The following is a 26,207-nucleotide window of genomic DNA, read 5'->3' on the forward strand; positions in this document are numbered from 1 at the left end:
ATATCAGGCCTATTTTTCTTGGATGTCAGCAAACCTCTCATACAGAAAATCCAGAAAAAGCCGAATACGCTTGGGCTGATACTTCTTATCTAGGTAATACACCTTTAAGTCTGTACTCGTGTCGGCAGTAGCTGAATTGAAGTTTATCGTGTAGTCATTCAGTACTGTCACCAACTTTCCGCTGTTAATCTCAGGTTGAATATCCAAACCCGATTTCATAGCAATTCCCTGTCCATTTATTGCTAGTTGTTTAATTATCTCCCCATCATCGGATAACATCTTTGGTTTTACAGTGACCGATTCTAGTTTTGAATTTTTTCTGAAATACCAAGTTTTCAGTTCTTGTTCCGCGCTGAGCATCACCAAAGCATGATGCTCAATAAGATCACTTGGAACTTTTGGAACACCATGATCTTTTAAGTATTCAGGCGAGGCACACAGTACACGCTCACTCCTACCAAGCCTTCTAGATATGATATTACTGTCATGCAGCTCCCCATAGCGAATCACTAAGTCGACGCCACTGTTTGCGATATTATGTACATGGTCATTGAGGTAAAGGTACAGCGTAATTTCGGGATGATGCTCTGTAAACTCTGAGATGATCGGCAGGAGTATCTGCTTACTAATGTCTTTGGGCGCGACTACTTTTATTGGCCCTTGGGTGAGCCGAGTGCCTTGTTTAATCAAGTTTTCTGTTTCGTGCACACTATCAAGAATATCCAAGCAAGAGCGATAATACAGTTCCCCAGCCTCAGTGAGTGAAAGGTGCCGTGTGGTACGATTTAATAGCTTAACGCCATAACGATCCTCTAAGGCTTGCAATCGAGTGGTTATAGAGGCTGCAGACACCCCAAGCTCTCGCGCTGTGCCTGCCATACTTTTGTTCTTTACTATCGAAACAAGCATCGCCATATCAGAAAGTTTGTCCATCACTGCCTCACTATTAACTTCATGTAAATAATGTATTCAATTTTTAATCAATTATCAAAATATGTACAGGGAGTAATAATAACGCCATTAAAACGAATCACTGGAGCACATTATGACTGAACAAAAAATGCCAATGCAGATTTGGATATTAACGCTAGCCGCGTTTGCCATAGGTACTGCAGAGTTTGTTATCGCAGGTATCCTCCCACAGATCGCCACATCACTCTTCATCACGGAAGGGCAAGCAGGATACTTAATTAGCGCATATGCACTGGCTATCGTTGTAGGCGGACCAATCCTGACTATTTATCTTGCCAAGTTTAATAAGAAAAACGTACTTATTGGCCTAATGGGTCTGTTTATATTAGGCAACATACTCTCAGCACTCGCACCCAATTACACTTTATTACTCGCTAGTCGTGTAATTACCGGCCTAGTGCAAGGCCCTTTCTATGGTATTGGTGCGGTGGTTGCGACCAATCTAGTTTCTGAGAAAATGGCTGGTAGAGCGGTAGGACAAATGTTTGCTGGGCTTACCCTAGCAAACGTACTAGGTGTGCCTGCGGGTACTTGGATAAGTCTAACCTTTGGTTGGAGCAATACCTTTTTAACTGTTGCTGCATTTGGCGCTGTTTCACTTGTTTTTATCATGCTAGCTATCCACTCTTCAGGACACAGTGAGGCAAAAGATATTAAAACCCAACTACAAGCCTTCAAGAACCCTATGCTATTGATAAGCTTGGCGATAACAGCCTTTGCTTGGTCAGGATTTATGACCCTTTACGGTTACATCGCACCTATCGCAATGCATGTAACTGGCTTTACACAAGACTCCGTTACTTGGATTCTGGTGTTGGTGGGTGTTGGTTTAATTATTGGTAACACATTGGGTGGTCGTTCTTCGGATAAAAGCTTAGCCAAAGCTTCGATTTTTTGGGCTATCGCTCTTATCGCATCATTGTTATTAGTGGGTAGTTTTACTGGTAGCAAAGTGCTGTTTGTCGGCTCATTATTCCTCTTTGGCATAGCTTCATTTGCTAACGTACCCGCAATGCAATTACGAGTAATGAATCACGGTGGTGAAGGCCAAGAGCTAGCGGCTACAGCCAACATATCAGCGTTTAATTTAGCTAATGCGTTTGGTGGTTTCCTTGGGGGAATAGTGTTAGACGGGCATCTTGGTGCAAATATGATCCCTTACATGGCCGCCATTGTTCCACTGATTGGCTTACTATTAATCATCAAAGCCAACAAAGGTGAAGAAAGTAAAACACCCTATGAGACTCTACAAATAACAACCAACTAAGCACTTTATACACAATAAAGCCGATAGATTTTTCCTATCGGCTTTTCATTAATTTTGGCCAGATTCCAGATAAAAACTGCAGCATTCATGGCAAGTAGTTCGCTCTTGTCGCAAAAAAGAAGCAGTACTACCATGAGTCATCAACAACTGACCGAAAGGAACAAAATATCCGTTCTCTCTTTTTAGAACTAGACATTTCAGTATATGAAATTACCAAGACAGTAAAATGCTACCGATCAACCATTTATCGAGTGTTGAACTTACGAGGCAAGAAAGAAAAAGCACCAGCAATTAAGTATGCTGTATCGATAGATGAAAGACCTGAGATTGTCGATAATCGTCAGCGTTTTAATAATTGGGAAATTGATACAGTTTTAGGTAAGCATGAGACGGTAGCAATCATCACTATTTTGGAACGTAAAACGCATTTTCACCTGACACAAGAGTATCCTCAAAGTCAGCTAAAGCTTCCACAAAAGCGACCATAGACACGCTACTGCCTCACAAAAAATTCGCTCATATGATTTGATCGCGAGTTTGGAAGTCGTAAAGAAATAGCTTAAGTCTTAGAAGCGTAGGTGTACTTCGCTCACCCTTATGACTATTGGGAACGGACTTAAGGACGGTCAGCGAAGATTGGTATTAAAAGAGCTCAACAATGGAGCAATTACCGCCCGGAAAAGTGTTTAGGGTTCAAACAGCCTGCTGCCATTTTAAACGCAATGATGCCGGCTGCTTGAAGATTAAGAATATCTCCGTTCAAAGATTAATTCGGGACATTGTATAATTGTGGTTGCTTAAAATACAGCCCCAACAGTTAGTAGTAAATTAGCAAACCGTCGTTGCTCACCCGTTGCTATAACTACCAGAGTTTCATCTCCCTTTACAGAGTCATAAAAATCCTGGCGCTCTTTGAGTACCATCGGAGTATTACCTAACTGTACTAAATATTCCGAATGAATCGTGTTTTCAAAGTCATCAGGCCATGCCATCATTTCAGTACTTTCAATGTTAATCATTTCAAGTATACCGTCTAAAACAGTCGTAGCAGGAAGCATTCCAGGCATGAAGTTTAAATATACTACGTGAGCGTTACTGCCGGAATTAGTGACAAATGAGTAGTTGGAGTCTGCAATTAAGATTTTAGTTTTGTGACCACAATTAGCCAATAGTCCCAATAATTCGGGATGAATGATTTTACTTTTTATCATAAATAACTCTCTAAAGCGGCACTGCTTACACAGCGCCGATATTTATTACATACGGTAGACGCCACCATTAACATCTATAGTTGCACCAGAGATAAAACCATCATACTCCGAAGCAAGGAAAGTTATTGTGCGTGCAATATCTTCCGAAGTGCCAGCCCTACCTAAAGGTATACCTTTAACCGTATCTTCAGCAGATTCTTTAGTCGTATGCTGATTATGGAAGCGAGTACCAAGAATTAAACCTGGAGCTACAGCATTAACACGAATACCGTACTCACCTAATTCAGCCGCCAAGGAACGAGTCCAAGTTAATACTGCTCCCTTTGTCATAGAATAAGTTAGAGATCCTGAATGACCACCTGAACGACCAGCTAACGACGCTAGATTAACTATACTAGCCCCCTCATTAGCATTCTTAAGGAATGGCAGTGCAGACTGAGTTACGTGCATCATAGTGGTCATATTTACATCGATAACTGTTTTCCAATAATCAGAATCAATTTCACCTAACCACTTACGAGCAATAATACCGCCAACATTGTTAACTAAAATATCTATACCACCTAAAAATTCGACTGCATTTTCGATGCACTTTTGAGTCTCATCTTTATCTGTCAGGTTTGCATAACCAAACGAAGCTCTTTGACCCAGAGATTCAGCTAATGCTACTAGCTTCTCTGGACCTTCACTACCACTGAAGTAGTGAATATAAACATCACAACCTGACTCAATGAGATTTTTGGCTGAGTAATAGCCAATACCTTGCTCAGCGCCAGTAATAAATACTTTTTTTCCTGTTAACTTTCCCATTGATTTTACTCCTTAGTAGTTCTGCATGCTTTCTAGCAGATTTGCAAGTTGTGGGTTGTTTTGAACAAATTTTTGGTAAACGGGCTGTACCCTGTCTTGGAATGCCTGAACATCAGCCTCTACGATTTCGCCGCCAGCGGTGATAATGTCAGCGCGAGATTGAGCTACATACTCATCCCAGTACTTATCCTGAACATCCAAAACCTCTACGGAGATTTGCTTGATAGTTGCTTGGTCTTCAACAGATAGACGGTTCCACACTTCAGTAGAAACAGCCAAGATATCTGGGATCATTGAGTGGTGATCTTCAGAGTAATATCTCGCTACCTCATAGTGACGGTTAGCAAAGTAAGTAGGAATGTTATTCTCCGCACCATCTACAACCCCTTGCTGTAGAGCTGAATAAACCTCTGTAGAGGAAATAGGAACAGGACTTGCTCCTAAGCTTTTCATTGTATCGATATCAATTGGTGAGTTTTGCACACGGATCTTCAAGCCCTTTAGATCATCAGGAGTTTGGATCTTAGTGTTTGAATAAAAGCCTCGAGAGCCGCTAGCTAAGAATGCTAGACCGATGAAACCATCATTCTCTGATGATTCAAGGATGCCTTGGCCTATTTCACTACGTAGAATACGTTTTGAATCATCTTCATCTTTGTACAAAAATGGAAGAGAAAGAACATTGTATTGCTCAGAGAACGATGACACTAAGCCACCACCGACCTTAGTGAAGGCTAGAGTACCGTTTTGAAGCATTTGCAAGCTCGCTTCTTCACTGCCTAAGGTTGCATTTGGGTAAACGCGCACTCGAAGTTTAGTTCGGTCTGTGATTTCATCTGCAAACCAAGTCATTGACTTGTGTACCGGATGATCTAGTGGCATTGCATGTGCCAACTTTAAGTTACGAGCATGTGCACTAAAAGCAAGTGATGTAGATAGTAGGGCTATTGATGCAACTAAGAAACTTTTTTTCATAATAATATTCTCTTTTTATCCGTTATAACCAGCCAATTTTGGCAACCACATTGTTAACTCAGGAAAGGCAACGACTATCGCCAGTCCAACTATAATTAGGGCATACAGAGGTAGTAGTTTTGGTACTACTTCACCGAGCTTAGTGCCTGAAACGCTGCAACCTACAAATAGGGCTGTGCCTACTGGAGGGGTACAGATACCAATCGATAGATTGAACACCATCATTACACCGAAGTGAATTGGGTCCATTCCCATCAGAACCGCGATAGGCAACATAATCGGTGTAAAGATCAAAATTGCTGGTGACATATCCATAAAGGTGCCAACAATTAAGAAGATGACGTTAATCAAAATAAGAATTGCAATTGGGTTATCAGAGAAACCCAGCACAAAGTTCGCTATATGAGTTGGAATATCAGCATAAGCCATAGCCCACGACATCACACTTGACGCAGCAATCATGAATAGAACAATGGCAGTAATCACCACACTATTGGAGACAATACCAGAAAGGTCCTTAACTCGAATTTCACGATAAGCAAAGCCTAGAATTAAGCTGTATACAACCGCAATAGCTGATGCTTCAGTAGCAGTGAATACACCACCAACAATGCCCCCCATAATGATTACAATCATGAATAGGCTTGGGACTGCATCTAAAATAGTTTTGCCGACAGATTGCTCTAACTTGATAGTTTCTCTTGGTACACCAAATTTACGTCCAAAGATCAGCACACCAGCCATAACAGCCAAGCCGAAAATGATGCCCGGTACATAACCTGCTAGGAATAAGTACTGCACCGAACTTGTGCTCACCAACGCGTATAGAATCAGTACATTTGATGGTGGAATAAGAACACCCGCTGGACACGAAGCAATATTTACAGCGCTTGAGAATGAACGTGGATATTTTTTCTCTTCCTGCAAAGGCCCCATGAGCCCGCCAACTGCAGCCGCTGAGGCGGTCGCCGAACCAGATAAAGATCCAAACAGCATATTTGCAATAACGTTTACATGGCACAGAGAGCCAGGTAATTTGCCACCGATAACCATGGCAAAGTTAATCAAACGCTTAGCAATGCCACCCGAGTTCATCAGGTTTCCTGCGAATATAAAGAATGGCAACGCAAGCAAGCCAAAGTTATCGAGCCCTCGAAGCATATGTTGCGTGCTCAGGATTGCGGCTTTATCTATTGGAAAACTGATGAAGATTGTCATCAATGCAGAAAAACCAATAGAGAATGCGATAGGCACGCCAAGCATTAGGAAAATAAACAAGCATCCGAACAACATGATTACAGGGATCATGTCGTACATGAGATCAGGCATAGTTGCCAAATAATTATCGGTAAACAGTAAATCTAATAAAGTCATCTTATGTTACTCGCTCACACTGGCCTTTAATTGAATCGTCTGGATGATGTCTGCAATTGCACACACTACTATCAATATTCCCGATATTGGTGCGACCATGTAGACGTATCCCATAGGTAGGTTATTTCCGAAAAGCGATAAACTTGGGGATATCTGATTGAAGCTAAGTGTTGTAGTTACTACGTTCCAGCCACCATAAATAAAAACAATGCTAGAGAACGCAATAACTAAAATATTGATGAATACAGACATGCCTCTTTGCTGCTTCTGGTTCAACTTGGCAGATAAGATTTCAATGGCTAGATGCTTCTTTAGAGCAAAAACATACGCTCCGCCCAATATGCCTATCCATATCAATAGGTAACGCGACAGTTCATCGGTAAAAGTTGATGGGGAGTTAATGACAAATCTAGTGAATACCTGCCAAACAACGGTAAAAACCATAGCCCACATGATAAACACGAGTAATTTTTCAAGTAACTTTGTGGTTAGCTCCACGCCCTTAAAAAACACATTCACAAGAACAGCTCCTCTTCGAATATGTTACCAGTAAAATATTACCAGTAACTCTTGATTTAGGAGTCTATCCAGTTCTCCTAACAACACAAATGGATAGATTTAAAAGTGCGTGTTAGATCATTAGTCCATAGACTTGATTTGTGATGACAGTCGCATATGACCTCGAAAGTGTGAAGTGTAAACGTACCAATCATCTTCTTAATATCTGATTCTACAGTCGATTTATTCAAGCTATCATACTTATGCACATTGATGAATGTAATTTGTACTACAAATATGTAACATTGATATTTATCCGACTATGCGTGAGTTTTGGCCTCTTTAGGGCATTTACGCCATACCATCTCCATGTTACTGTAACAGTATCATTTACTGTTACATGTAAGTTTGAGTACGCTAATGGACAAAAAGAGCCGCCCTTCACTTAAAGACGTTGCAGACCGAGTCGGTGTTACTAAAATGACGGTTAGCCGTTTTTTGCGTAACCCCGAACTTGTTTCTGAGCAAACACGTTCAAAAATATCAAAATCAATTGAAGAGATTGGATATATTCACAATAGAGCACCAGCCATGCTGTCAAAGTCTTCAAGCAAGTCTATTGGTATCTTACTTCCTTCATTATCAAATCAAGTCTTTGCCAACTTTACCCAAGGAATTGAATATGTAACTAACGATCGGGGTTATGAGGTGCTAATTGCACACTATGGCTATAGTGATGAAATCGAAGAAAAGAAAGTCGCTTCATTACTCTCATATCACGTTGATGGGATCATTCTTACGGGAACTTCACATACTTCTAAAACACTTCAAATGCTGAAGACAGCAAATATCCCTGTTGTTGAAGCTATGGAACTCACTGATGACCCAATTGATATGGTGGTGGGCCTAGATCATGAACTGGCATCTTACACTGCGGTAAAAGCAATGCTAGATAGCGGTCGAAATAATATTGGGTATTTTGGGGCTAGGCTAGATAATCGCACCAAGTTACGTATGCAAGGGTATGATCGTGCCATGATAAGTGCTGGAGAGCACAAATATCATTTTTTGACCCACAAGCGCTCTTGTTTCACTTTAGGTAGGGAGTTACTTGATAGAGCTTTGCTTGAGTGTCCAGAACTTGATGGTATATTTTGCACCAATGATGATATCGCTATAGGTACTATTCTCGCGTGTGGAGAACGAGGGATTCGAGTGCCAGAAGACATTGCTATTATTGGTTACAATGCTCTAGATATTGGCCAAGCAATTACACCAAAACTCTCAAGTGTTTACACTCCAAGGTATGAGATCGGAGAAAAAAGCGCTTCAATCTTACTCGACAAGATTGAGGGAAAATCAAATAGAAAAAATATCTACGACCTCGGCTACACTATCACTACAGGTGAGAGTTTTATCAAATAGTTGCTAGCTATTTTTTCCTAGTAATATCATCACCTCAGGGCTGCTAGTTCGGCCCTAGTTCTCATACTTACATCAAATAATCCTTTCAATTAGCATTAAATTTTGTGATTGTATTCGCATTACTCACAGTTACTGGTAACATGTTATGCGTAACATGATTAAGGTGAAGATAATTTCAGTTTGAACTCAAAAATAGACTTCAAGCATCAAATTTGTACGCAAAAGGAGCAGTATATGGCTGGTAGTAGTGTCATTGTGATGGGAGTAAGTGGAAGTGGTAAAAGCACCATTGGCGAGCTCATTGCAAAAAGACTCAATCGAAAATTCATCGATGGGGATGATCTTCACCCTAAAGCTAATATCGATAAGATGGCTTCTGGTGTCCCCCTAAATGACAACGACCGAATGCCTTGGCTAGAACGAATTCGTGATGCAGCTTATAGCCTAGAGAAAAAAAATGAACATGGTGTTATCGTCTGCTCTGCTCTAAAAAAGAAATATCGCGAGCAAATTCGTGAAGGCAATAGCAACGTTACCTTCTTATTCTTGGACGGAAGCATAGACCTAATCATGGAGCGTATGAAGCAACGTAAAGGCCACTTTATGAAACTGAATATGGTCACTAGTCAATTTGATGCCTTAGAAAGACCAGACGCTGAACCAAAGACCATCGTCATCGACATTGATTGCTCTATCGCAGAAGTTGTTGAGCGTTCAGCCATTGCCATCTCTGAGAAAAGTGAGAGCCTTGCATGATTCATCCAACTGTCCAAGCTGTAACAGAACGCTTGATTGAACGTAGCCATGAAACTCGTACTGCTTTTGTTGCTCAAACACAGAAACAAGCCGAACAAGGCAAGGTGCGAGCTCACTTATCTTGTGGCAATCTCGCTCATGCTGTAGCCGCGTCATGCTCATCTGAAAAAAGCCAAATTCTAGATTTTACTCGCTCAAATGTGGCGCTAATTACCTCTTACAATGACATGCTAAGTGCCCATCAGCCTTATCAACATTATCCTGAGCAAATTAAGAAGTCTCTTGCTGAGCTTGGCCATACCGCTCAAGTAGCGGGTGGCGTGCCAGCAATGTGTGATGGTGTGACTCAAGGTCAGGCTGGCATGGATATGTCGTTGTTTTCTCGTGATTTAATCGCGCAATCGACAGCACTATCTTTAAGTCACAATATGTTTGATGCCACTTTATTGTTGGGTATCTGTGACAAAATTGCTCCAGGCCAGCTTATGGGTGCGCTCGCTTATGCGCACCTGCCAACAGCATTCGTACCAGCAGGCCTTATGCCAACGGGTATCAGCAATGAAGAGAAAGTCAGTGTTCGTCAGCAATACGCCGCAGGTGAAGTAGGCAAAGATGCCCTTCTGGAAATGGAATGTCAGGCATACCATTCACCCGGTACTTGTACTTTCTATGGCACAGCAAACACCAATCAACTGGTGTTTGAAGCAATGGGCTTAATGCTACCAGGCTCTGCATTTATCCAGCCAAACTCTGATCTTCGCTATGCACTGACAGACTTTGCTTCCAAGAAGATTGCGTCAATGACCGCTGGCTCAAGCCATTTCCGCCCTCTTTCTGATGTCATCACTGAGAAGAGTCTTATCAACGGTGTGATTGCTCTGCTGGCTTCTGGTGGCAGTACTAACCACACTATCCATATGTTGGCTGTGGCTCGCGCGGCAGGTATACAACTAACATGGCAAGACATCAGCGATCTTTCTAATACCGTTCCGTTGCTAGCTCGAGTCTATCCAAACGGCCCTGCAGACATGAATGCATTCCAAGAAGCGGGAGGCGTTCCGGCCCTTCTGCATAGATTGGATCAAGCTAACCTACTGCATCGCGATGTAACCCCAACCTTTGGTAGCTTCGAAGAGCAGATGACACTGCCGAGTTTGAGCGATGGAGACTTAGTATGGAGTCACTGCCAAGGCAGTGCCGATGCTAGTGTTATCTCTGCAACAGATGAAGTATTCCAAGCTACTGGTGGCACTCGCGTGCTGAATGGCAACTTAGGCCGTTCAGTAGTGAAGGTATCTGCAGTAAAAGAAGATCAACGCGTGATTGAAGCTCCGGCTATCGTCTTTCAGTCTCAACATGATGTTGAAGTGGCTTACCAACGTGGTGAACTGAACAAGGACTGTGTTGTTGTAGTCACTCATAATGGTCCGGCAGCAAACGGCATGCCTGAGCTTCACAAGCTAATGCCAATTCTTGGCAATATTCAAAAGGCGGGTCATAAGATTGCATTGGTCACTGATGGTCGCCTATCTGGTGCATCAGGCAAGATCCCATCAGCGATCCATATTTCTCCTGAAGCAATTCGAGGTGGCGCAATTGGTTTGATAAAAGACGGCGATATAATTCGTCTGGACTGTCAGACATCAGAGCTCAACAACCTTACTGACACTAGCGGTCGTGCAATGTTAGATATAGATACAGAAGCGGATCAAATAACCTGGGGACGTAACTTATTTAAGACAATCCGACAAACGGTAACCAGCGCAGAAGAAGGCGCTAGCTTTATCATCTAACGTTGAATAAATTGGTGTAGTGATCGTAAGGTCAACGAATATTCGTTGACCTTTTTTATCGCTATACACTCTCGCCTTGAGTAAAGCTATAACCCATGTCGACTTGTGGACTAGTAGTCAGCTTACCTTGCAGACGCCCAATAAGAAGCTCTGCACTTTTAGCGCCAATTTCATATCTTGGAGTATCAATACTAGTCAGTATTGGGCGGATCGTTTGTCCCATTTCCAAGGCATTATAGCCAATTACCGAAATCTGCTTCGGCACTTCTATACCGCGCTGCTGAGCACATAATACGGTACCTATTGCGATATCATCATTGGTGCAAAACACACCGTCTAAGTCAGGATAGATTTGCAAAGCCTTGTCTAACAAAGCATGCCCTAGCGACGAGCTTGAATGCTCCGACGTCAGTATGTGTTTAGGTTCCAATCCAGCTTCTAACAGCGCCTTATCATAGCCCTGCATGCGCAATTTAGTACGTGTATCAAGACGAGCACCAAAATAGGCAATAGAGGTTTTACCCGCTGCGATCAGTTTTTTAACTGCAACGTAAGAAGCCTCAACATGATCTAGGCCAACGGCAATATCAATTGGGTTCTCGGGAAGCTCCATAGTTTCAACGACTGGCACGTTAGCGTTCTTTATCATCTGCAAAGTACGCTTGGTGTGATGGCTTTCGGTTAGAATTAAACCGTCAACTTGATAGGCAAGTAAAGACGCAATCTTGCGCTCTTCTTCCTCTTCATCATAGCTAAAGTGGGCTATCAAGATTTCATAACCTTGCGCCTTAGTGATCGCTTCTATTCCTTGAACAAATGAGGCAAAGATTTGGTTGGATAATGATGGAAGCAACACCCCGATTGCCTTACTGGACGATTTTGAAAGCATCGCAGGAGCTCGGTTTTCAATATAACCGACCTCTTCTAATACAGCAGATATCTTGTGGCGTGTTTTTTCGGCGACTGAATCTGGATTACGTAAATAACGAGATACCGTCATCTTGGTTATGCCAACCAGATCGGCTACGTCCTGTAGCGTCGGTCTGTTCTTTTTTGAGGTTTGCGTCATAAAAAGCGATGGGTCCTAATAATGCTCTCATCATTATGACCAATCACTTTAATGCATACAACATATTGCGCCTACGGAAAGGCAACTGACACAGTATTAGAAGGAAAATAGCTGCTTAGTCTTTTAGATAAATCATCCAAAAGTAAATACCCACAAACAAGCCACCACCAATAATATTGCCAATTGTCACGGGTATTAGGTTATTAATCACAAAATCCGCTACGTTGAGATCGGCATAGTTAACAATGTTTGCGCCTGTCATTTGCCAAAACTCTGCCGGTGCGAAATTTTTAATAGCAATCGCCATAGGCACTTGGAACATGTTTGCAATGCTGTGCTCAAAACCTGATGCCACAAACATCGCCACAGGTAAGATCAAGATAACAACCTTATCAGTAAGAGAGCGCGCACTGTATGTCATCCAGATAGCGAGACAAACCAACAGGTTACACATTAAACCTAACGCAACGGCTTGCCAGAAAGTATGGTGAAGCTTGTGCTGTGAAATCGCCATAGCATTGAGCCCCATCAGCCCGCCATCGCTCATATATTCTTTGGTGACCATCATGATGCCTACAAGCATCATAGCCCCGACAAAATTTCCGAAGTAAACCACACACCAGTTTTTAGCCAGCTGACTCCAGGTTATACGACCACTCACTTTAGCTACAAGAGTCAGTACTGTACTGGTAAATAGTTCACCACCGGTGATAACGACAAGTATCAATCCTAGGCTGAACGCCAACCCGCCCATCAACTTCGCCATACCATAAGGCATTTCCGCAGCACCTGTCGTCACCACAGTATAAAAAACAAATGCAATCCCAATATGCATGCCGGCAGCAATCGCTAACATGAATGATTTTATTGGCTTCTTGGTGGCTTTGCTTTCTCCTACATCAGCGGCACGTACTGCCATTTCTGGTGGAAGAAGAGATTCAAAAGGAGTGGGGGTTGTATCGGCCATTGCGCAATTTCACACATAAGTAAGGGTTAAAGAGTACGCAGAATCTACTCCTCATCACCACAATTGCATAGGTGTGTTTATGCAACTTTATATTGATTTTATGACAAGCAGCAATTTAATCTTCGTACAGCTTAAAGGGTATTTTACCTATGATGATCTATTTGATCACCATAGGTAAAATACCCTAAAAAATAGTGGTGCAATTCACCTCTTTCATCCCATATTGCAGGCCCATTCCAGAGCTTCTTCATTGTGTAAGGGCATTGCTTGCAAAGTTTTAATTTACTGTGAGAGTACCAAGCGCTCCTATTCACGAACAAGATCCAATCAACCAATCAACCAATCAACCAATAGAAGGTAACAATAAACAGGCAATGTTTGACACAAGCAATATACAAACTCTTTTTAGATCATAACGTTACTATTCTGTGAGCCATACGGTATAATTCCCGCTCACAATTTGTTTCAATTCAAAATAATCACTACGCACTCAGTTGTATATGTCTTTTTCTGCTCCCTAAGGTTGAGTCCTGTGGTCGTTAAATGTGAAAGCTATCTAGGGAAATTTATGGACCATAAAGAAAAAGTGCTGACAAGGATATTCAGCATCACATTGTCTCTCGTTTTTGGCATTTCGAGTATCGCCAAGTTTTCAGGAATGGAATTGCTCCATCTACCATTTAAAGAAATGTGTCTATCCACTTGGTATGGTTACTTTATTGCAGTACTGGAAATGTCCATGGCAGTAGGGATTCTTAAAAAGAATGTCGCCTCTATGTCTGCGGTGGGTATGAACGTTATCTTTGCGGGCATGAGCTTTTATTTTTACAACTATCAAACCCCATTCTATTTGATACCGACAGGAATACTTGCGCTTATGGCTATCACTGTGGCTTATTATACCCATGACGACTGCATTACCGTGCAAGGTATGCCGGAGAAGCAGTAAGTTTGACTGCCACTTTGAGTGGTCTAACTGCTAAATGGTTGAATAAATATATTTTTTAGTGAGTGATGTAGCCATTCACTCACCACACCGATTCCATTTTCTCGTCGGCGAATCAACCCAACTTCAGCAGTAAGGCTAACAGGGAGGTTGTCTGCGGATAGTTGCACTAAACTGTCACGATACCACTGGGCAGAAGCAATATGATCAGGAATAAGGGCCCAACCCATTCCATTTCCCACTAAATCACCGATAACAAAATAGCTGTCTATATACCAATGGTGAGCGACTAAGGGTTCATCACGACCTTCTCCGTTACGATCGCATATAACAAATTGCCGATATTGTTGAAGATCCACTATGGTCGGTGATTTTAAATGGGTAAGAGGATGATTTTGCCCTGCAATGAGTCGCAATCGATATTGGCCAATAGAAGTAAACTCTAACTCTTCATCAATCTGACGGGACTTAAATAATACCCCAAGATCCGCTTTCCCTTGTTCTATATACAGAGCAATATCTTCTCTAGATCCATTGATAATAGTGAGCTTTAGGTTTGGAAAAGCATCGCCTAGTTCAACAAATATCGGAGCAAATGCCATGACCTGAATAGCCTCATCCACAGCTAAAACCAGCTCAATCTCTTCTTTTTTAGACGCGCTTAACGCACGTGACTGCAGTCGCTGTGCTTGCTCAAGCACACCTTTCGCCTCCACCAGCATTTCTTTGCCTAGAGGAGTAAGCTGCGGTAATTTTCGAGAACGATCAAATAGATCAAACCCTAGATCCGCCTCTAAATTTGCTACGGCCGTACTGACTCGAGATTGCGCTTTGCCTAACTTACGGGCCGCTGCCGAGAATGAACCCAATTGAGCGGAATATACAAATGACTGCAGTTGATCTAGTGTCCAGTTCACGGTCTCACCTATACGCTAAACGGATAGTAACTAACTTTTATATATCATATTTTACTAGATAATAGGGCCAAATTGTTAAGCCTGATAAAAAAGCATGACCACCGAAACAATAAAACAAGATGAATCTGTAAGCCAAGTATTCTGGCGCTTTGCCATACCCTCTGTAGCGGCAATGCTGATCAGTGGCTTATATCAAATCATCGACGGTATTTTTGTCGGCCACTATATCGGCTATTCAGGTCTTGCTGGTATCAATATGGCGTGGCCTATCATCGCCACCATCATGGGGTTTGGCATCCTCGTGGGTATGGGGGCTGGAAGCCTTGTTTCAATGTATCGCGGCGAGAAACAGCCTCAACAAGCGACCAGTGTTTTACAAACCGCTATTGGCCTAACTATCTTATTTTCTTTCATCTCCATGCCAATTATTGGCGTTTGGGGACGGGACTTATTGATACTGCAAGGTGCTGCAGGCGAATCGCTCACTCACGGTTTCAATTACATCAGTATCTTTGTGTACAGCGCGCCTATGGCAATTTCAGCCACCGTTATTCCTATGCTTGTCCGCAACGATAACAGCCCAAAAGTGGCTACAGTACTAACCATAATTGGTGCTGTTCTCAATATTGTCTTGGATTACTTATACATAGGCGTCCTTAATCAAGGACTACAAGGGGCGGCTATTGCTACAGCATTATCACAAATGACAGTTACTGCACTTGGGCTTGTGTATTTCATCTCTAATAAAGCAGAGATTCGCTTAACAAGCCTTGCCTTTAACCTGCAAAACGCATTTCGTATTTGTCAGTTGGGGGCATCTAGCATGTTGATGTTTGCTTATTTCTCGTTTGTCATTGCACTGCATAACCGCTTGTTAATGCAATACGGCACTGAAATACATGTCGGTGCCTTTGCCATTATTGGCTATATCGCCACTATGTATTATTTGTTTGCGGAGGGGATCGCATCTGGTATGCAGCCTCCTGTGAGCTACGACTTTGGCGAAAAACGTTATAGCCGCATCAAAGGGACGGTTGCTTTAGCGCTTAAAGTTGTATTGATATCAGGTGTCACAACGGTTGTATTTTTGAACCTATTTCCGGAGTTCTTTATATCTTGGTTCTCGGATTCAAATGCAGAATTGATAGCAACTACAGTTGCGGGGATGCGACTACACCTAGCGGCTCTATTTCTAGATGGGTTCTTATTCTTAGCTTCAGTGTACTTTATGGCAGTAGGGAAAGCAGGAAAGGCGATGTTCGTTTCGGTAGGCAACATGCTAGTACAATTGCCGTTTCTTTTCTTTGTTCCACAATGGTTTGGTGTAGAAGGAGTCTGGGTGGCAGTACCATTGTCAAACCTTGCTTTGACAGTGATAGTCGCCCCTATGCTGTGGAAAGATATCCAAGCCCTAACCAATAAAGAGATAGTTATTTCCGATGCGGTCGTCGCCACCTCTTAACGTTATACCAATCACACTAAGTAAGTGTTCAGAATTAGCGTAGGAAAAATGCTCTAGGACAAGGCAGAATTTTTCGATAAGTAGTTATTCTACAATCAAAAAATCTAACGCAACCATAGAGCATTTTAACAAGCTAGGATGACCAGTTATTTAGTACGATTGGTATTTATAGATTAAAGCTCTTTCAAGTAATCCAACATTCCGGTAATTGCAGCTACTTGGGCGCGGTTACACTCTTCTACTGTTGCTTTGGCGCTGTCTGGATACACTTCGGTTGTTGTGGTGTATTTAGCCTTGCTAAAACCAGCACATAGGCCAAGCTTTTCTAGCGGATAATTAATTACGCCGTGCTGCACCACTTTAGAACCAATAATGGTGCCATCGGGGTCTGCAGGTGCGATATGAGTGACTTTTTCCACTGAAGCAATAATGGCAGTCTGCATCTCTTCACATGGATTTTCAGTATCACCCACAGTGTAGAAACCATCAGGAATTGAGCCCTCAAAGCACTCTAGTCCGTCACGTGCAGCTAAGGCTGGTCTGAATTCTTCCTCATCACTATCTGTCGTTTCATGCAGATCAATATGAGCAAAGATTTCAACGCCTAGATCTTTTACAAACTGCATCACCAATGCAGATTCAGGAGCAGGACTATTCTCAACAAATGAGCGATTTGGGTCTATCGCCTTTGGATTCCAGCGATTAATAATCTCATAACCCCATGGAGAAACACACGGTGCAATGATGAAATTGAAGTCACTCTGATATTGAGAAGCCGTCTCTTTCAAAAATAATAACGCGCCTTGCACACCACTGGTCTCGTAGCCATGTACGCCACCGGTGACAAGAACAGTGGGGTTCTTGCTATTCCATTGCTTAGATTTAAAGCCAAACAGCGGATAAGGCCCTGATGAGTAATCTAACTCTCCATATTGAACACGCTCAAAGCTATCATTGATTTCATCCATCTTAGAAAGCACTTCATCTTTATAAGAGCGCTGTATATTACGACTCTCATGCCATTGCTGAACTTCTTTTTGAGTCCACTTTTGACCGGGTGTCCCAATTGGATAAATGTGTATTTGTTGCATACTCGTGTTCCATTCTAGATGAGTGTGCGAGCTAGCCTATCACACTCCGAAAGGTAAGATTAATACGCGGTTGTAAGACTTTTGTAGTTTTCGGAATACAGTGCTGCCAATGTGCTTGCATATCCCCTGACATAATCAGTAAAGCGCCATCTTCAAGGATGTACTCTAGTTTTTGCTTCGTGTGTTTATGTCTAAGAACAAAACGTCGACTGGCACCCAAGCTTATGGAAGCAATCACAGGGGTATTTCCTAATGATTTTTCATTATCACTATGCCACCCCATATGATCCTGACCATATCGATAAAGGTTAATCAATGCAGTATTAAAGCTTTGAGAAGCAATGCTTTCCACTCTTTTCTTGATAGGAAGCACCCGTTCAGGCCAAGGCAATGGCTCAAGAGTAATACCCGAATATCGATAGGCATGAGTGCCACACAATACATGCTGTCTTGGTTGCAAAATCGAACGTCCGTATATTTTAATTGCTCGCTGCTCCCAAGGGAGCTGATCTAGTAGATGCAGAAATAGTCCGTTAGTCTCTTCGGATAACATAAATTGTGGGTCATAGTAGAGCCGACCCTGCTCAACCTCCAACCATTGCGGCGGTTCTAAAAATAGCGTCATGGATTTGCTCACACAAGAAACATAATTTTAGATTAGCAATAAATCTTCTACTGACGCAAAAACGCCAAGCATTGCTTGGCGTTAATATGAAACAAAAATTGCCTCAACAATTAGCTCTGTTTAGAGCCATCTTTTTCCTTTTCCATTTCTGCCAGTTTAGCTTCTAGTTCTTTGATTTTTACTTCAGCTTCCAACTCTGCAAGGCGCTTCTCTGCATCTGAACGATTGTCTTGCTTTAAACCATCGGCTTGGATCTCTTGTCTGTCTTTTGCTCGTGCATCATCGACATCTTTCATTGAGCCCGCTACACCACCTGCAACAGCACCCGCTGCCGCGCCTTTAGCCGCCATGCTAGCATCGCCAGTTAATGCACCAGCAGCGACACCAATTAATGCACCACCAATAGCACCGCGGTTGCGGCCAGCATTCTTGTTTTCAGCATCCATTGCCTCATTTGATGCACAACCTGTAACAGTAAACAGAGAAGCAATTAGAAGTAGTAGAGTCGATTTAGTACGCATTGTCATGGCAGCCTCAATAGTCAGTATTGTTTGGAACACTGATAATTTAACTAAAAAAATGCATTCAAAAAACAGCAGGAACACTAAACCTGATATTTGCATAAAAAATATCTATGCATCTTAAAATCACAATAGTATTAAGGCATTACTCTCAGGATTAAATCTATTTACTGCATAGATATTTATTTGAAAAATACCTGATCGCAGGTTATCCATAATGATTGATATCCTAAGTTCTTATAAGGTTATCCACATCGACACTAGTCCGCAAATAAGAGGCATTGTGAAAGCGAATGTCCTTCCTTTTTCCAACGTCTTTTTAAGGGGTCCTGATGACCTTCGCTAAGGTATATTCGAAAGGCCTCAACCAAAACAGTCTCTATTTAAATGGTTTAGAATATGCCAAAAGCAAACGCCTAAACTATATGAGTACTCGCCTAAATAGACCAAAATCTATGGTAAATAATCTCGGTACATTCGGTGAATTAACGGGTTATCTTGATAGCGTTGAAATGTGATTGAACCACAAGAGAATTAAAATACAGCAAAGGTAGCTCAGCAATTACTGAGTCACCAATTAATCGAAAATAAAATAACAACAACAATCGTTGGCTAAAGTCCTAGGAGGCATGCTTATCATGATAAGCTCAGGCACACGGAAGTGCATAATATCTTTAATAATTGGCGTTCAATAGACTTACCCTTGCAAACCATTGTTATGCTTTTGTCTTCTGCATGACTCAATGACCAAAGCATGCGCCATGCTGGTATTAACAACATCTGACCAGTAATACTAAGAGCTTATTAATCAGTTAGTACTTACTATCATCTCACCTTATGCAAGTAGAGTAGATAACCACTCACGTAGCCATAGATTAGCTTTGTTTTGATTCATTCGGCTGTTCCAAACTAAATACGACTGGTAAGTATCCACATCAAAAGGAAAATCCAATACTTCAAGGCCAAAAGTATCTTGGTACTGCAAGGCAAGATGATAGGGAACCGTCGCGATCGCGTCACTGAAGGACACTGCACTCATCAGCCCCATCAAAGAAGAGTGCTGGGAGTGTACTCTTCGTTGTGGCAAAACTTCATCAACAAACCACCCTACGAACGCTAAGCTTCTTCTTCGCAAATTGAGTATGGCGTGTTTTTCATTAAGGTATTGATCTTTACTGATCGAATTACTGGAAAACCTTGGATGCCCTTTCCGCACTACACAACACAGTTTACTTTCTGTTAATGCTTGACTGACATATATTTTAGATGTGGATTTCACCACATCGATAACTAAATCGACCTTTTCATTACTAAGATCGTCATAGATCTCTTCTTCTGTTGCCGGCAACTCTTTGGTTACCACATCAATACCTGGTGGCATTGCGGAATTCACTAGTGCACGCTGTAAGGTATAAATCAGTCCTTCATGCACATAAATCACAAATGTTCGCTGACTTTGTGTGGGCTCAAAGCTCTCTAGGCCTGATAAGCAAGCCTCTATATCTAGTAGTGGATTAACTAACCTATCGTAAAGATCCTGAGCGAATCGAGTCGGCTTAATCCCCCTACCCGTTCTAGCGAACAACTCTTGCCCTGCATTCTCTTTTAAACGTGCCAACGCATTACTTACTGCTGATTGAGTCATATCCAGCTCATCCGCAGCCTTGGTCACCGATTGACTTCGATAAGCAATGACAAAAACCCTTAACAAATTGAGATCGAAGCGTTTATTTTTGGTTCGCATATAAGATGCTGTCTCCACGGGAGGTTGTTCAAGTTTAAGAATAAACCAAGATACTGTTTCCAGCAGTCATCTAAGTGTAAAACTCTGATATTTATTGATATATCAACTTATTGAATTTAGGTATCAACAGGAAAGTGGACTCCAATTTGTGCTCGAATTTCAGTAATGACTTTTGAGGTTATCAAAGCTCTATGCTTATCTGTAGAGTGAATTTGACCAGTCTCTATGGCGTTAGCAAAGGCTTTGGCTTCGTAATACATTGGATTAGTATGCTGCTCTATTCCAATAGATAAAGGAGAGTGTCCCCTTTGATGCAATTCCACACTTTGGCACAAAGAAATCATGTCGATTCGTAGCGCCGCATCCTCTCCTTGTATTTCACACGGTAGGTAGGAATCGTTTACCTTTGAATGAGTGACGACTGCATCAAAGTCACCATAGCTAAGAATGACACTGCCATGACCATCAACACCCGATTTAAGTAAAGCGGCATGTGCTTTTATTGATTTAGGCTCACCGAACAACTCGACACAGGCGGCAATACAATAGAAGCCAATATCCATAATCGAACCATTGGAGAACATCGGATTGAAAGTATTAGGGTTTTCGCCATCCAGGTATTTTTGGTAGCGAGAAGAATACTGACAGTAATTAATATTCGCCTTGCGAAGTTTTCCTAGCTTAGGGATAGACTGCCTAACAATATCAAAGTTGGGGAGGTAACTGGACATATAGGCTTCAAAGAGGATCACGCCTTGCTCTTCGGCTATCTGATACATTTGTTGTGCCAGTGTGAAGTTTGAAGCAATAGGTTTCTCGACAATAACATGTTTACCCGCCTTCATTATTTGCATCGCTTGCGGTGCGTGTAATGAATTTGGGCTAGCGATATAGACTGCGTCAACATCACTGCTGGCTAAAGCCTCCAATGAGTCAAAATAATCACTTGCTTGGTGTTTTTGGGCAAATCGCTTCGCGTTTTCAATATTTCTTGAATAAACAGCCTGCAACATGAATGAGCCACTTGTCTTTACAGCGTCAATAAAACGCTCTGTAATCCAATTTGAACCTATAACACCCAGTTTCAACACTTCAATTCCTCTTTGAATGTTTCAGATAATCTATCAATCGACATTTGTAGAATATAACACGTTATCAAAGGTCAAATTTGGATAACGATAAGACCGCTGAGCCCTGATCTGGCCTAGTTTTAACTCCTGTGATTTATTTCAATGTTAAAAATAATAATTTTGCGCTAAAACCTTGTCCTAAGACAATTCTAAATCGTGAACTTCATTAAGTTCGGTGTTAGAATCCGACACCAGAAAGAAACTTTATTACAGAATTTTTGCCGATAATGCCTGACTGACTAAAGAATTCATTCAGGTTTTAATGGCGAATTAGACGAAAAAAAATCCAATTGTCGGTCTGAAATCGACCGATAATGCGTAATTTTTCGTCATGGTTGCCAATAAACACTTTTTGAGTCTCAAAATAACGACTCGCTGTAAATTTTGTAATTTAATTACAAATGAAGTAATATGGCCGCCAATACCCTATTTAAACTTACGTAATACTTACCGGAGAGTATTTTCCATGAAAAAGACCAAAATCGTATGTACGATTGGCCCTAAAACTGAATCTGTAGAGAAGCTAACTGAACTAGTAAATGCAGGCATGAACGTAATGCGCCTGAACTTCTCTCACGGTAACTTTGAAGAGCACGCTGCGCGTATCGAAAACTACCGCGAAGTTATGTCTAACGTAGGCAAGCAACTAGCTATCCTTCTAGACACTAAAGGTCCAGAAATCCGTACAATCAAACTAGAAGACGGCAATGACGTTGATCTAGTAGCTGGTCAAGAATTCACTTTCACTACAGATGCTTCTGTAGTTGGTAACAAAGACATCGTTGCTGTAACTTACCTTGGTTTCGCAAACGACCTAACTGCTGGTAACACTATCCTAGTAGACGACGGTCTAATCGAAATGGAAGTAATCTCTACTTCTGAAACTGAAGTTAAGTGTAAAGTTCTTAACAACGGCGCACTAGGCGAAAACAAAGGTGTTAACCTTCCTGGCGTTTCTGTTCAGCTTCCTGCTCTTTCTGAAAAAGACAAAGCTGACCTTAAATTTGGTTGTGAGCAAGGCGTTGATTTCGTTGCTGCTTCTTTCATCCGTAAAGAAGAAGACGTTAAAGAAATCCGCGAGCTTCTAAACGCTAACGGTGGCGAAAACATCCACATCATTTCTAAGATCGAGAACCAAGAAGGTGTTGATAACTTTGACGCTATCCTTGAAGCTTCTGACGGCATCATGGTTGCTCGTGGCGACCTAGGTGTTGAAATCCCAGCTGAAGAAGTAATCTTCGCTCAGAAGATGATGATCGAGAAGTGTAACCGCGCTCGTAAAGTTGTTATCACTGCAACTCAAATGCTTGATTCTATGATCAGCAACCCACGTCCAACTCGCGCAGAAGCGGGTGACGTTGCAAACGCAATCATGGATGGTACTGACGCAGTAATGCTTTCTGGTGAAACTGCTAAAGGTAAGTACCCAGTTGAATCAGTAGCTATCATGGCTCAAATCGCTAACCGTACTGACGGCGCGCTTAAAGCTGAACTAGGTTCTCGTCTAGACAGCCCACGCCTACGCATCACTGAAGCAGTATGTAAAGGTGCAGTAGACACAGCTGAGAAACTAGCTGCTCCACTTATCATCGTTGCTACTGAAGGCGGCAAGTCTGCACGTTCTGTACGTAAGTACTTCCCAACTGCAAGCATCGTTGCTCTAACTACTAACCCTAAGACTGCTGCACAGCTAGTTCTTACTAAGGGTGTTCGTCCAGTTCTTGTTAATTCTATCGACAGCACTGATGAGTTCTACAAAAACGGTAAAGAGTACGCTCTTGAGTCTGGTTTTGGTAAGAAAGGCGACATCGTAGTTATGGTTTCTGGCGCTCTAGTTGCTTCAGGTACTACTAACACTGCATCTGTACACGTACTATAATTTTTAGTTCGATACAGATACAAAAAAGAGAGCCAATTGGCTCTCTTTTTTTTATGTCTATCGTTAGTCAGTTCTTAGTAAGAGAATAGCTCTCTTCGATGCGTGTTCATCAATAACACTAGTGGTAAAAAATAAACAGCATTAAACGTTACTGCCATCATCAACAACCCACCAACGACTAACCTTACAAATGCATTTTTTAACATACTTCGCCTCGATATGATCACAAAGTTGCGCTATCCCTATCTCACTCAGCGATACTGTGTTCATTCAAACTGAGCGCAGTGTATCGTTCAAAAAAGCACCATGCAATCACAATAATCATACTACTTGCACTAACTCAAAGTTCTAGGCATTAAAAAAGCCATCCCTGTGATAGAGATGACTTAAAAAACAAATAAAACGTTTAATTTTTCAGTAAGTTAAGCTAGATATACATTAAGTTAGCAAGTACTCGCTTTTCAACACTTCTTAAATGAAAACTATACTTTCAATGCTCTTTCACCACGAGCAATACCCACGATTCCGCTTCGAGCAACTTCTATGACGTCGGTAATTTCAGATACTGCTTTAATGAAGGCATCGAGTTTCTCACTAGTACCCGCCAGTTGTACTGTGTACTGAGAGGCTGTGACATCAACAATCTGACCACGAAAGATATCAGCGGTACGCTTCACTTCAGCTCGAGCAAATCCAGATGCCTTTAGCTTCACCATCATAAGCTCGCGCTCAATATGTTCAAACTCGGTAACTTCTTGCACTTTGAGTACGTCAATCAACTTATGCAGTTGTTTCTGTATTTGCTCCAATTGCAGTTCATTGGTTTCTGTTGTGATATTTAAACGTGAAAGAGTTTCATCATCTGTCGGTGATACCGTTAAGGATTCAATGTTGTAGCCACGTTGTGAGAACAGACCCACTACTCGAGACAGCGAACCTGGTTGGTTTTCCATTAGTAGGGAAATGATATGTCTCATATTAGGTTCTCTCCGTTTTACTTAACCACATACTGTCCATGCCTTCTCCTTTGACCTGCATTGGATACACATGCTCTGTTTCATCTACGCTGATATCGACAAATACCAAGCGATCTTTCATGTCCAATGCTTTTTGCAGACCTGATTCGAGTTCGTCTGGGGAAGAAATACGAATACCCACATGCCCATAGGCCTCGGCAATCGCCGCGAAATCAGGCACTGAAGTCATATAGGAATTTGAGTGACGTCCTTCGTAGATGATATCCTGCCACTGCTTGACCATTCCTAAGAAACGGTTATTTAGGTTTATAATTTTTACTGGAATGCCGTATTGAAGCGCCGTAGATAGCTCTTGGATATTCATTTGAATACTGCCATCGCCAGTCACAACAACAACCTCTTCTTCCGGGTGTGCAAACTTAACGCCCATTCCCGCAGGAAGGCCAAAGCCCATAGTGCCAAGACCGCCCGAGTTAATCCAACGACGAGACTGTTTAAATGGATAGTAGAGAGCTGCAAACATCTGGTGCTGACCTACATCAGAGGCAACATATGCATCGCCATCAGTCAGTTTGTGTAGTGTTTCAATAACCTGTTGCGGTTTAATTTTATCTGGCGACGTCTCGTAAGCTAAGCACTGACGTTCACGCCAAGTCGCAATCTCACTCCACCAGCGATCTAAGGCTTCTTTGTCGTTGTCACTATTTTGATTTTCCAGCAGTGACACCATGCACTCAAGAACCTTGTCCGCAGAGCCCACGATCGGCAGGTCTGCTCGAACATTCTTAGAGACAGAAGAAGGGTCAATATCAACATGAATAACTTTGGCGTTAGGACAGTACTTTTCTAGATTATTGGTGGTACGGTCATCAAACCGAACCCCCACACCAAAGATAAGGTCAGCATTGTGCATCGCCATGTTGGCTTCATAAGTACCGTGCATGCCAAGCATACCTAAAGAATTGCTATGCATCCCAGGGAAAGCCCCTAAGCCCATAAGGGTGCTTACCACAGGTAAGTTCAGCTTCTCAGCCAAACTAATTAGGTATCTATCTGATTCTGAGATAACTGCACCACCACCAACATAGAGCACTGGCTTTTTCGCCGCTAAAAGGGCCTTCAAAGCCTTTTTGATCTGCCCTTTATGTCCAGATGTAGTTGGATTATAAGAACGCATTTTAATGGTTTCAGGATACTCGTAAGGGAGTTTTATTTGAGGATTCATGACATCTTTTGGCACATCAATAACCACAGGTCCAGGACGACCTGTAGAGGCGATGAAAAATGCTTTTTTAACCGTTTCGGCAATATCTTCTGCACGCTTAACTAAAAAGCTATGTTTAACGATAGGACGCGATACACCTACAATGTCACATTCTTGAAATGCATCATTACCTATTAGGCTATTTGGCACATTTCCTGAAATGACAATCATTGGAATCGAGTCCATATAAGCCGTTGCTATACCAGTAACGGTATTCGTTGCACCAGGGCCAGAACACACTAGCACTACGCCAGGTTTACCCGTTGAGCGAGCATAGCCATCGGCCATGTGAGTTGCTGCTTGCTCATGGCGTACTAATACATGCTTAATCTTGTCAGTCTTTGCATGAAGGGCGTCGTAGATATCGAGAACCGAACCGCCTGGGTAGCCAAAGATCTGCTCTACCTCTTCTTCGATCAATGATTGGACGATCATTTCTGCGCCAGATAACATTTCCATTAAATCTCTCCTTACCAATTGCGAATAGGTTTGGTCCACTTATCCGCTAGGTTTTACATAGCTAGGGCTTATTCG

24 protein-coding genes are annotated in these 26,207 nt (G+C 42.1%); 8 read left to right on the top strand and 16 right to left on the bottom strand.

Annotated features, from left to right (window positions below):
- Positions 1 to 9: 9 nt before the first annotated feature.
- A complete protein-coding gene (locus tag OCU48_RS11490) occupies positions 10 to 933 on the bottom strand; it encodes a LysR family transcriptional regulator (protein ID WP_141344895.1) in 924 nt (307 codons plus the stop codon).
- Positions 934 to 1,045: 112 nt separating this feature from the next.
- On the opposite strand from OCU48_RS11490, the gene OCU48_RS11495 reads away from it, so the two are divergent.
- Both OCU48_RS11495 and OCU48_RS11500 read left to right on the top strand, forming a co-directional pair.
- On the top strand, positions 1,046 to 2,239 hold the full coding sequence (locus OCU48_RS11495) for an MFS transporter (RefSeq protein WP_141344894.1): 1,194 nt from the start codon (positions 1,046 to 1,048) through the stop codon (positions 2,237 to 2,239).
- A 251-nt stretch (positions 2,240 to 2,490) separates the two neighbouring features.
- The gene (locus OCU48_RS11500; RefSeq protein WP_141344893.1) at positions 2,491 to 2,727 is read left to right on the top strand and encodes a hypothetical protein; all 237 of its coding nucleotides are present in this window, start codon (positions 2,491 to 2,493) and stop codon (positions 2,725 to 2,727) included.
- A gap of 309 nt (positions 2,728 to 3,036) precedes the next feature.
- Here the strand turns inward: OCU48_RS11500 and OCU48_RS11505 are convergent, their stop codons facing one another.
- From OCU48_RS11505 to OCU48_RS11525, 5 genes are all read right to left on the bottom strand, one after another.
- On the bottom strand, positions 3,037 to 3,450 hold the full coding sequence (locus OCU48_RS11505) for an RbsD/FucU domain-containing protein (RefSeq protein WP_141344892.1): 414 nt from the start codon (positions 3,448 to 3,450) through the stop codon (positions 3,037 to 3,039).
- A 45-nt stretch (positions 3,451 to 3,495) separates the two neighbouring features.
- Complete coding sequence (locus tag OCU48_RS11510) at positions 3,496 to 4,260, bottom strand: SDR family NAD(P)-dependent oxidoreductase (protein ID WP_141344891.1); 765 nt, start codon at positions 4,258 to 4,260, stop codon at positions 3,496 to 3,498.
- Between the two features lie 12 nt (positions 4,261 to 4,272).
- On the bottom strand, positions 4,273 to 5,235 hold the full coding sequence (locus OCU48_RS11515) for a TRAP transporter substrate-binding protein (protein ID WP_141344890.1): 963 nt from the start codon (positions 5,233 to 5,235) through the stop codon (positions 4,273 to 4,275).
- Positions 5,236 to 5,250: 15 nt separating this feature from the next.
- Complete coding sequence (locus OCU48_RS11520; protein ID WP_244312254.1) at positions 5,251 to 6,552, bottom strand: TRAP transporter large permease; 1,302 nt, start codon at positions 6,550 to 6,552, stop codon at positions 5,251 to 5,253.
- 63 nt (positions 6,553 to 6,615) lie between these two features.
- A complete protein-coding gene (locus tag OCU48_RS11525; RefSeq protein WP_244312252.1) occupies positions 6,616 to 7,128 on the bottom strand; it encodes a TRAP transporter small permease in 513 nt (170 codons plus the stop codon).
- 399 nt (positions 7,129 to 7,527) lie between these two features.
- On the opposite strand from OCU48_RS11525, the gene OCU48_RS11530 reads away from it, so the two are divergent.
- The 3 genes from OCU48_RS11530 (at position 7,528) to edd (ending at position 11,081) form a co-directional block, all read left to right on the top strand.
- The gene (locus OCU48_RS11530; RefSeq protein ID WP_141344888.1) at positions 7,528 to 8,532 is read left to right on the top strand and encodes a substrate-binding domain-containing protein; all 1,005 of its coding nucleotides are present in this window, start codon (positions 7,528 to 7,530) and stop codon (positions 8,530 to 8,532) included.
- 234 nt (positions 8,533 to 8,766) lie between these two features.
- Positions 8,767 to 9,288: a gluconokinase gene (locus tag OCU48_RS11535; RefSeq protein WP_141344887.1), complete on the top strand. Its 522-nt coding sequence runs from the start codon at positions 8,767 to 8,769 to the stop codon at positions 9,286 to 9,288.
- Positions 9,285 to 11,081, top strand: a complete 1,797-nt coding sequence (gene edd / locus OCU48_RS11540) for a phosphogluconate dehydratase (RefSeq protein WP_141344886.1) — start codon at positions 9,285 to 9,287, stop codon at positions 11,079 to 11,081. Before OCU48_RS11535 ends, edd begins: the two co-directional genes overlap by 4 nt.
- 61 nt (positions 11,082 to 11,142) lie before the next feature.
- Here edd and OCU48_RS11545 read toward each other — a convergent pair whose 3' ends face one another.
- Together OCU48_RS11545 and focA are read right to left on the bottom strand one after the other, a co-directional pair.
- Complete coding sequence (locus OCU48_RS11545) at positions 11,143 to 12,150, bottom strand: LacI family DNA-binding transcriptional regulator (RefSeq protein WP_141344885.1); 1,008 nt, start codon at positions 12,148 to 12,150, stop codon at positions 11,143 to 11,145.
- A 115-nt stretch (positions 12,151 to 12,265) separates the two neighbouring features.
- Positions 12,266 to 13,117 carry a formate transporter FocA gene (gene focA / locus OCU48_RS11550; RefSeq protein WP_141344884.1) on the bottom strand — a complete coding sequence of 284 codons (852 nt, stop codon included), beginning with the start codon at positions 13,115 to 13,117 and terminating at the stop codon, positions 12,266 to 12,268.
- 568 nt (positions 13,118 to 13,685) lie between these two features.
- On the opposite strand from focA, the gene OCU48_RS11555 reads away from it, so the two are divergent.
- Positions 13,686 to 14,066: a hypothetical protein gene (locus OCU48_RS11555; protein ID WP_141344883.1), complete on the top strand. Its 381-nt coding sequence runs from the start codon at positions 13,686 to 13,688 to the stop codon at positions 14,064 to 14,066.
- 23 nt (positions 14,067 to 14,089) lie between these two features.
- Here the strand turns inward: OCU48_RS11555 and OCU48_RS11560 are convergent, their stop codons facing one another.
- Complete coding sequence (locus OCU48_RS11560) at positions 14,090 to 14,980, bottom strand: LysR family transcriptional regulator (RefSeq protein WP_141344882.1); 891 nt, start codon at positions 14,978 to 14,980, stop codon at positions 14,090 to 14,092.
- Positions 14,981 to 15,074: 94 nt separating this feature from the next.
- Here OCU48_RS11560 and OCU48_RS11565 point away from each other — a divergent pair, with 94 nt between their 5' ends.
- Positions 15,075 to 16,442: an MATE family efflux transporter gene (locus OCU48_RS11565; RefSeq protein WP_141344881.1), complete on the top strand. Its 1,368-nt coding sequence runs from the start codon at positions 15,075 to 15,077 to the stop codon at positions 16,440 to 16,442.
- Positions 16,443 to 16,615: 173 nt separating this feature from the next.
- Here OCU48_RS11565 and OCU48_RS11570 read toward each other — a convergent pair whose 3' ends face one another.
- From OCU48_RS11570 to OCU48_RS11590, 5 genes are all read right to left on the bottom strand, one after another.
- A complete protein-coding gene (locus OCU48_RS11570) occupies positions 16,616 to 17,533 on the bottom strand; it encodes a M14 family metallopeptidase (protein ID WP_141344880.1) in 918 nt (305 codons plus the stop codon).
- 31 nt (positions 17,534 to 17,564) lie between these two features.
- Positions 17,565 to 18,158 (bottom strand): alpha-ketoglutarate-dependent dioxygenase AlkB family protein, encoded by a 594-nt coding sequence (locus OCU48_RS11575; protein ID WP_141344879.1) that lies wholly within the window; start codon positions 18,156 to 18,158, stop codon positions 17,565 to 17,567.
- Positions 18,159 to 18,268: 110 nt separating this feature from the next.
- Positions 18,269 to 18,685 carry a glycine zipper domain-containing protein gene (locus OCU48_RS11580; protein ID WP_141344878.1) on the bottom strand — a complete coding sequence of 139 codons (417 nt, stop codon included), beginning with the start codon at positions 18,683 to 18,685 and terminating at the stop codon, positions 18,269 to 18,271.
- Positions 18,686 to 19,514: 829 nt separating this feature from the next.
- Positions 19,515 to 20,423: a LysR family transcriptional regulator gene (locus tag OCU48_RS11585; protein ID WP_141344877.1), complete on the bottom strand. Its 909-nt coding sequence runs from the start codon at positions 20,421 to 20,423 to the stop codon at positions 19,515 to 19,517.
- Between the two features lie 116 nt (positions 20,424 to 20,539).
- On the bottom strand, positions 20,540 to 21,514 hold the full coding sequence (locus OCU48_RS11590) for a Gfo/Idh/MocA family protein (RefSeq protein WP_141344876.1): 975 nt from the start codon (positions 21,512 to 21,514) through the stop codon (positions 20,540 to 20,542).
- Positions 21,515 to 22,019: 505 nt separating this feature from the next.
- Between OCU48_RS11590 and pykF the strand changes: the two genes are divergently transcribed.
- The gene (pykF, locus tag OCU48_RS11595) at positions 22,020 to 23,432 is read left to right on the top strand and encodes a pyruvate kinase PykF (RefSeq protein ID WP_141344875.1); all 1,413 of its coding nucleotides are present in this window, start codon (positions 22,020 to 22,022) and stop codon (positions 23,430 to 23,432) included.
- Between the two features lie 482 nt (positions 23,433 to 23,914).
- On the opposite strand, the gene ilvN is transcribed toward pykF, so the two are convergent.
- Positions 23,915 to 24,409, bottom strand: coding sequence for an acetolactate synthase small subunit (gene ilvN, locus OCU48_RS11600; RefSeq protein ID WP_141344874.1), 495 nt, complete (start codon positions 24,407 to 24,409; stop codon positions 23,915 to 23,917).
- Position 24,410: 1 nt separating this feature from the next.
- On the bottom strand, positions 24,411 to 26,132 hold the full coding sequence (locus tag OCU48_RS11605; protein ID WP_141344873.1) for an acetolactate synthase 3 large subunit: 1,722 nt from the start codon (positions 26,130 to 26,132) through the stop codon (positions 24,411 to 24,413).
- Positions 26,133 to 26,207: the final 75 nt, after the last annotated feature.

It is taken from the genome of Vibrio inusitatus (assembly GCA_024346935.1).
GTDB classification, from domain to species: Bacteria; Pseudomonadota; Gammaproteobacteria; order Enterobacterales; family Vibrionaceae; genus Vibrio; species Vibrio inusitatus.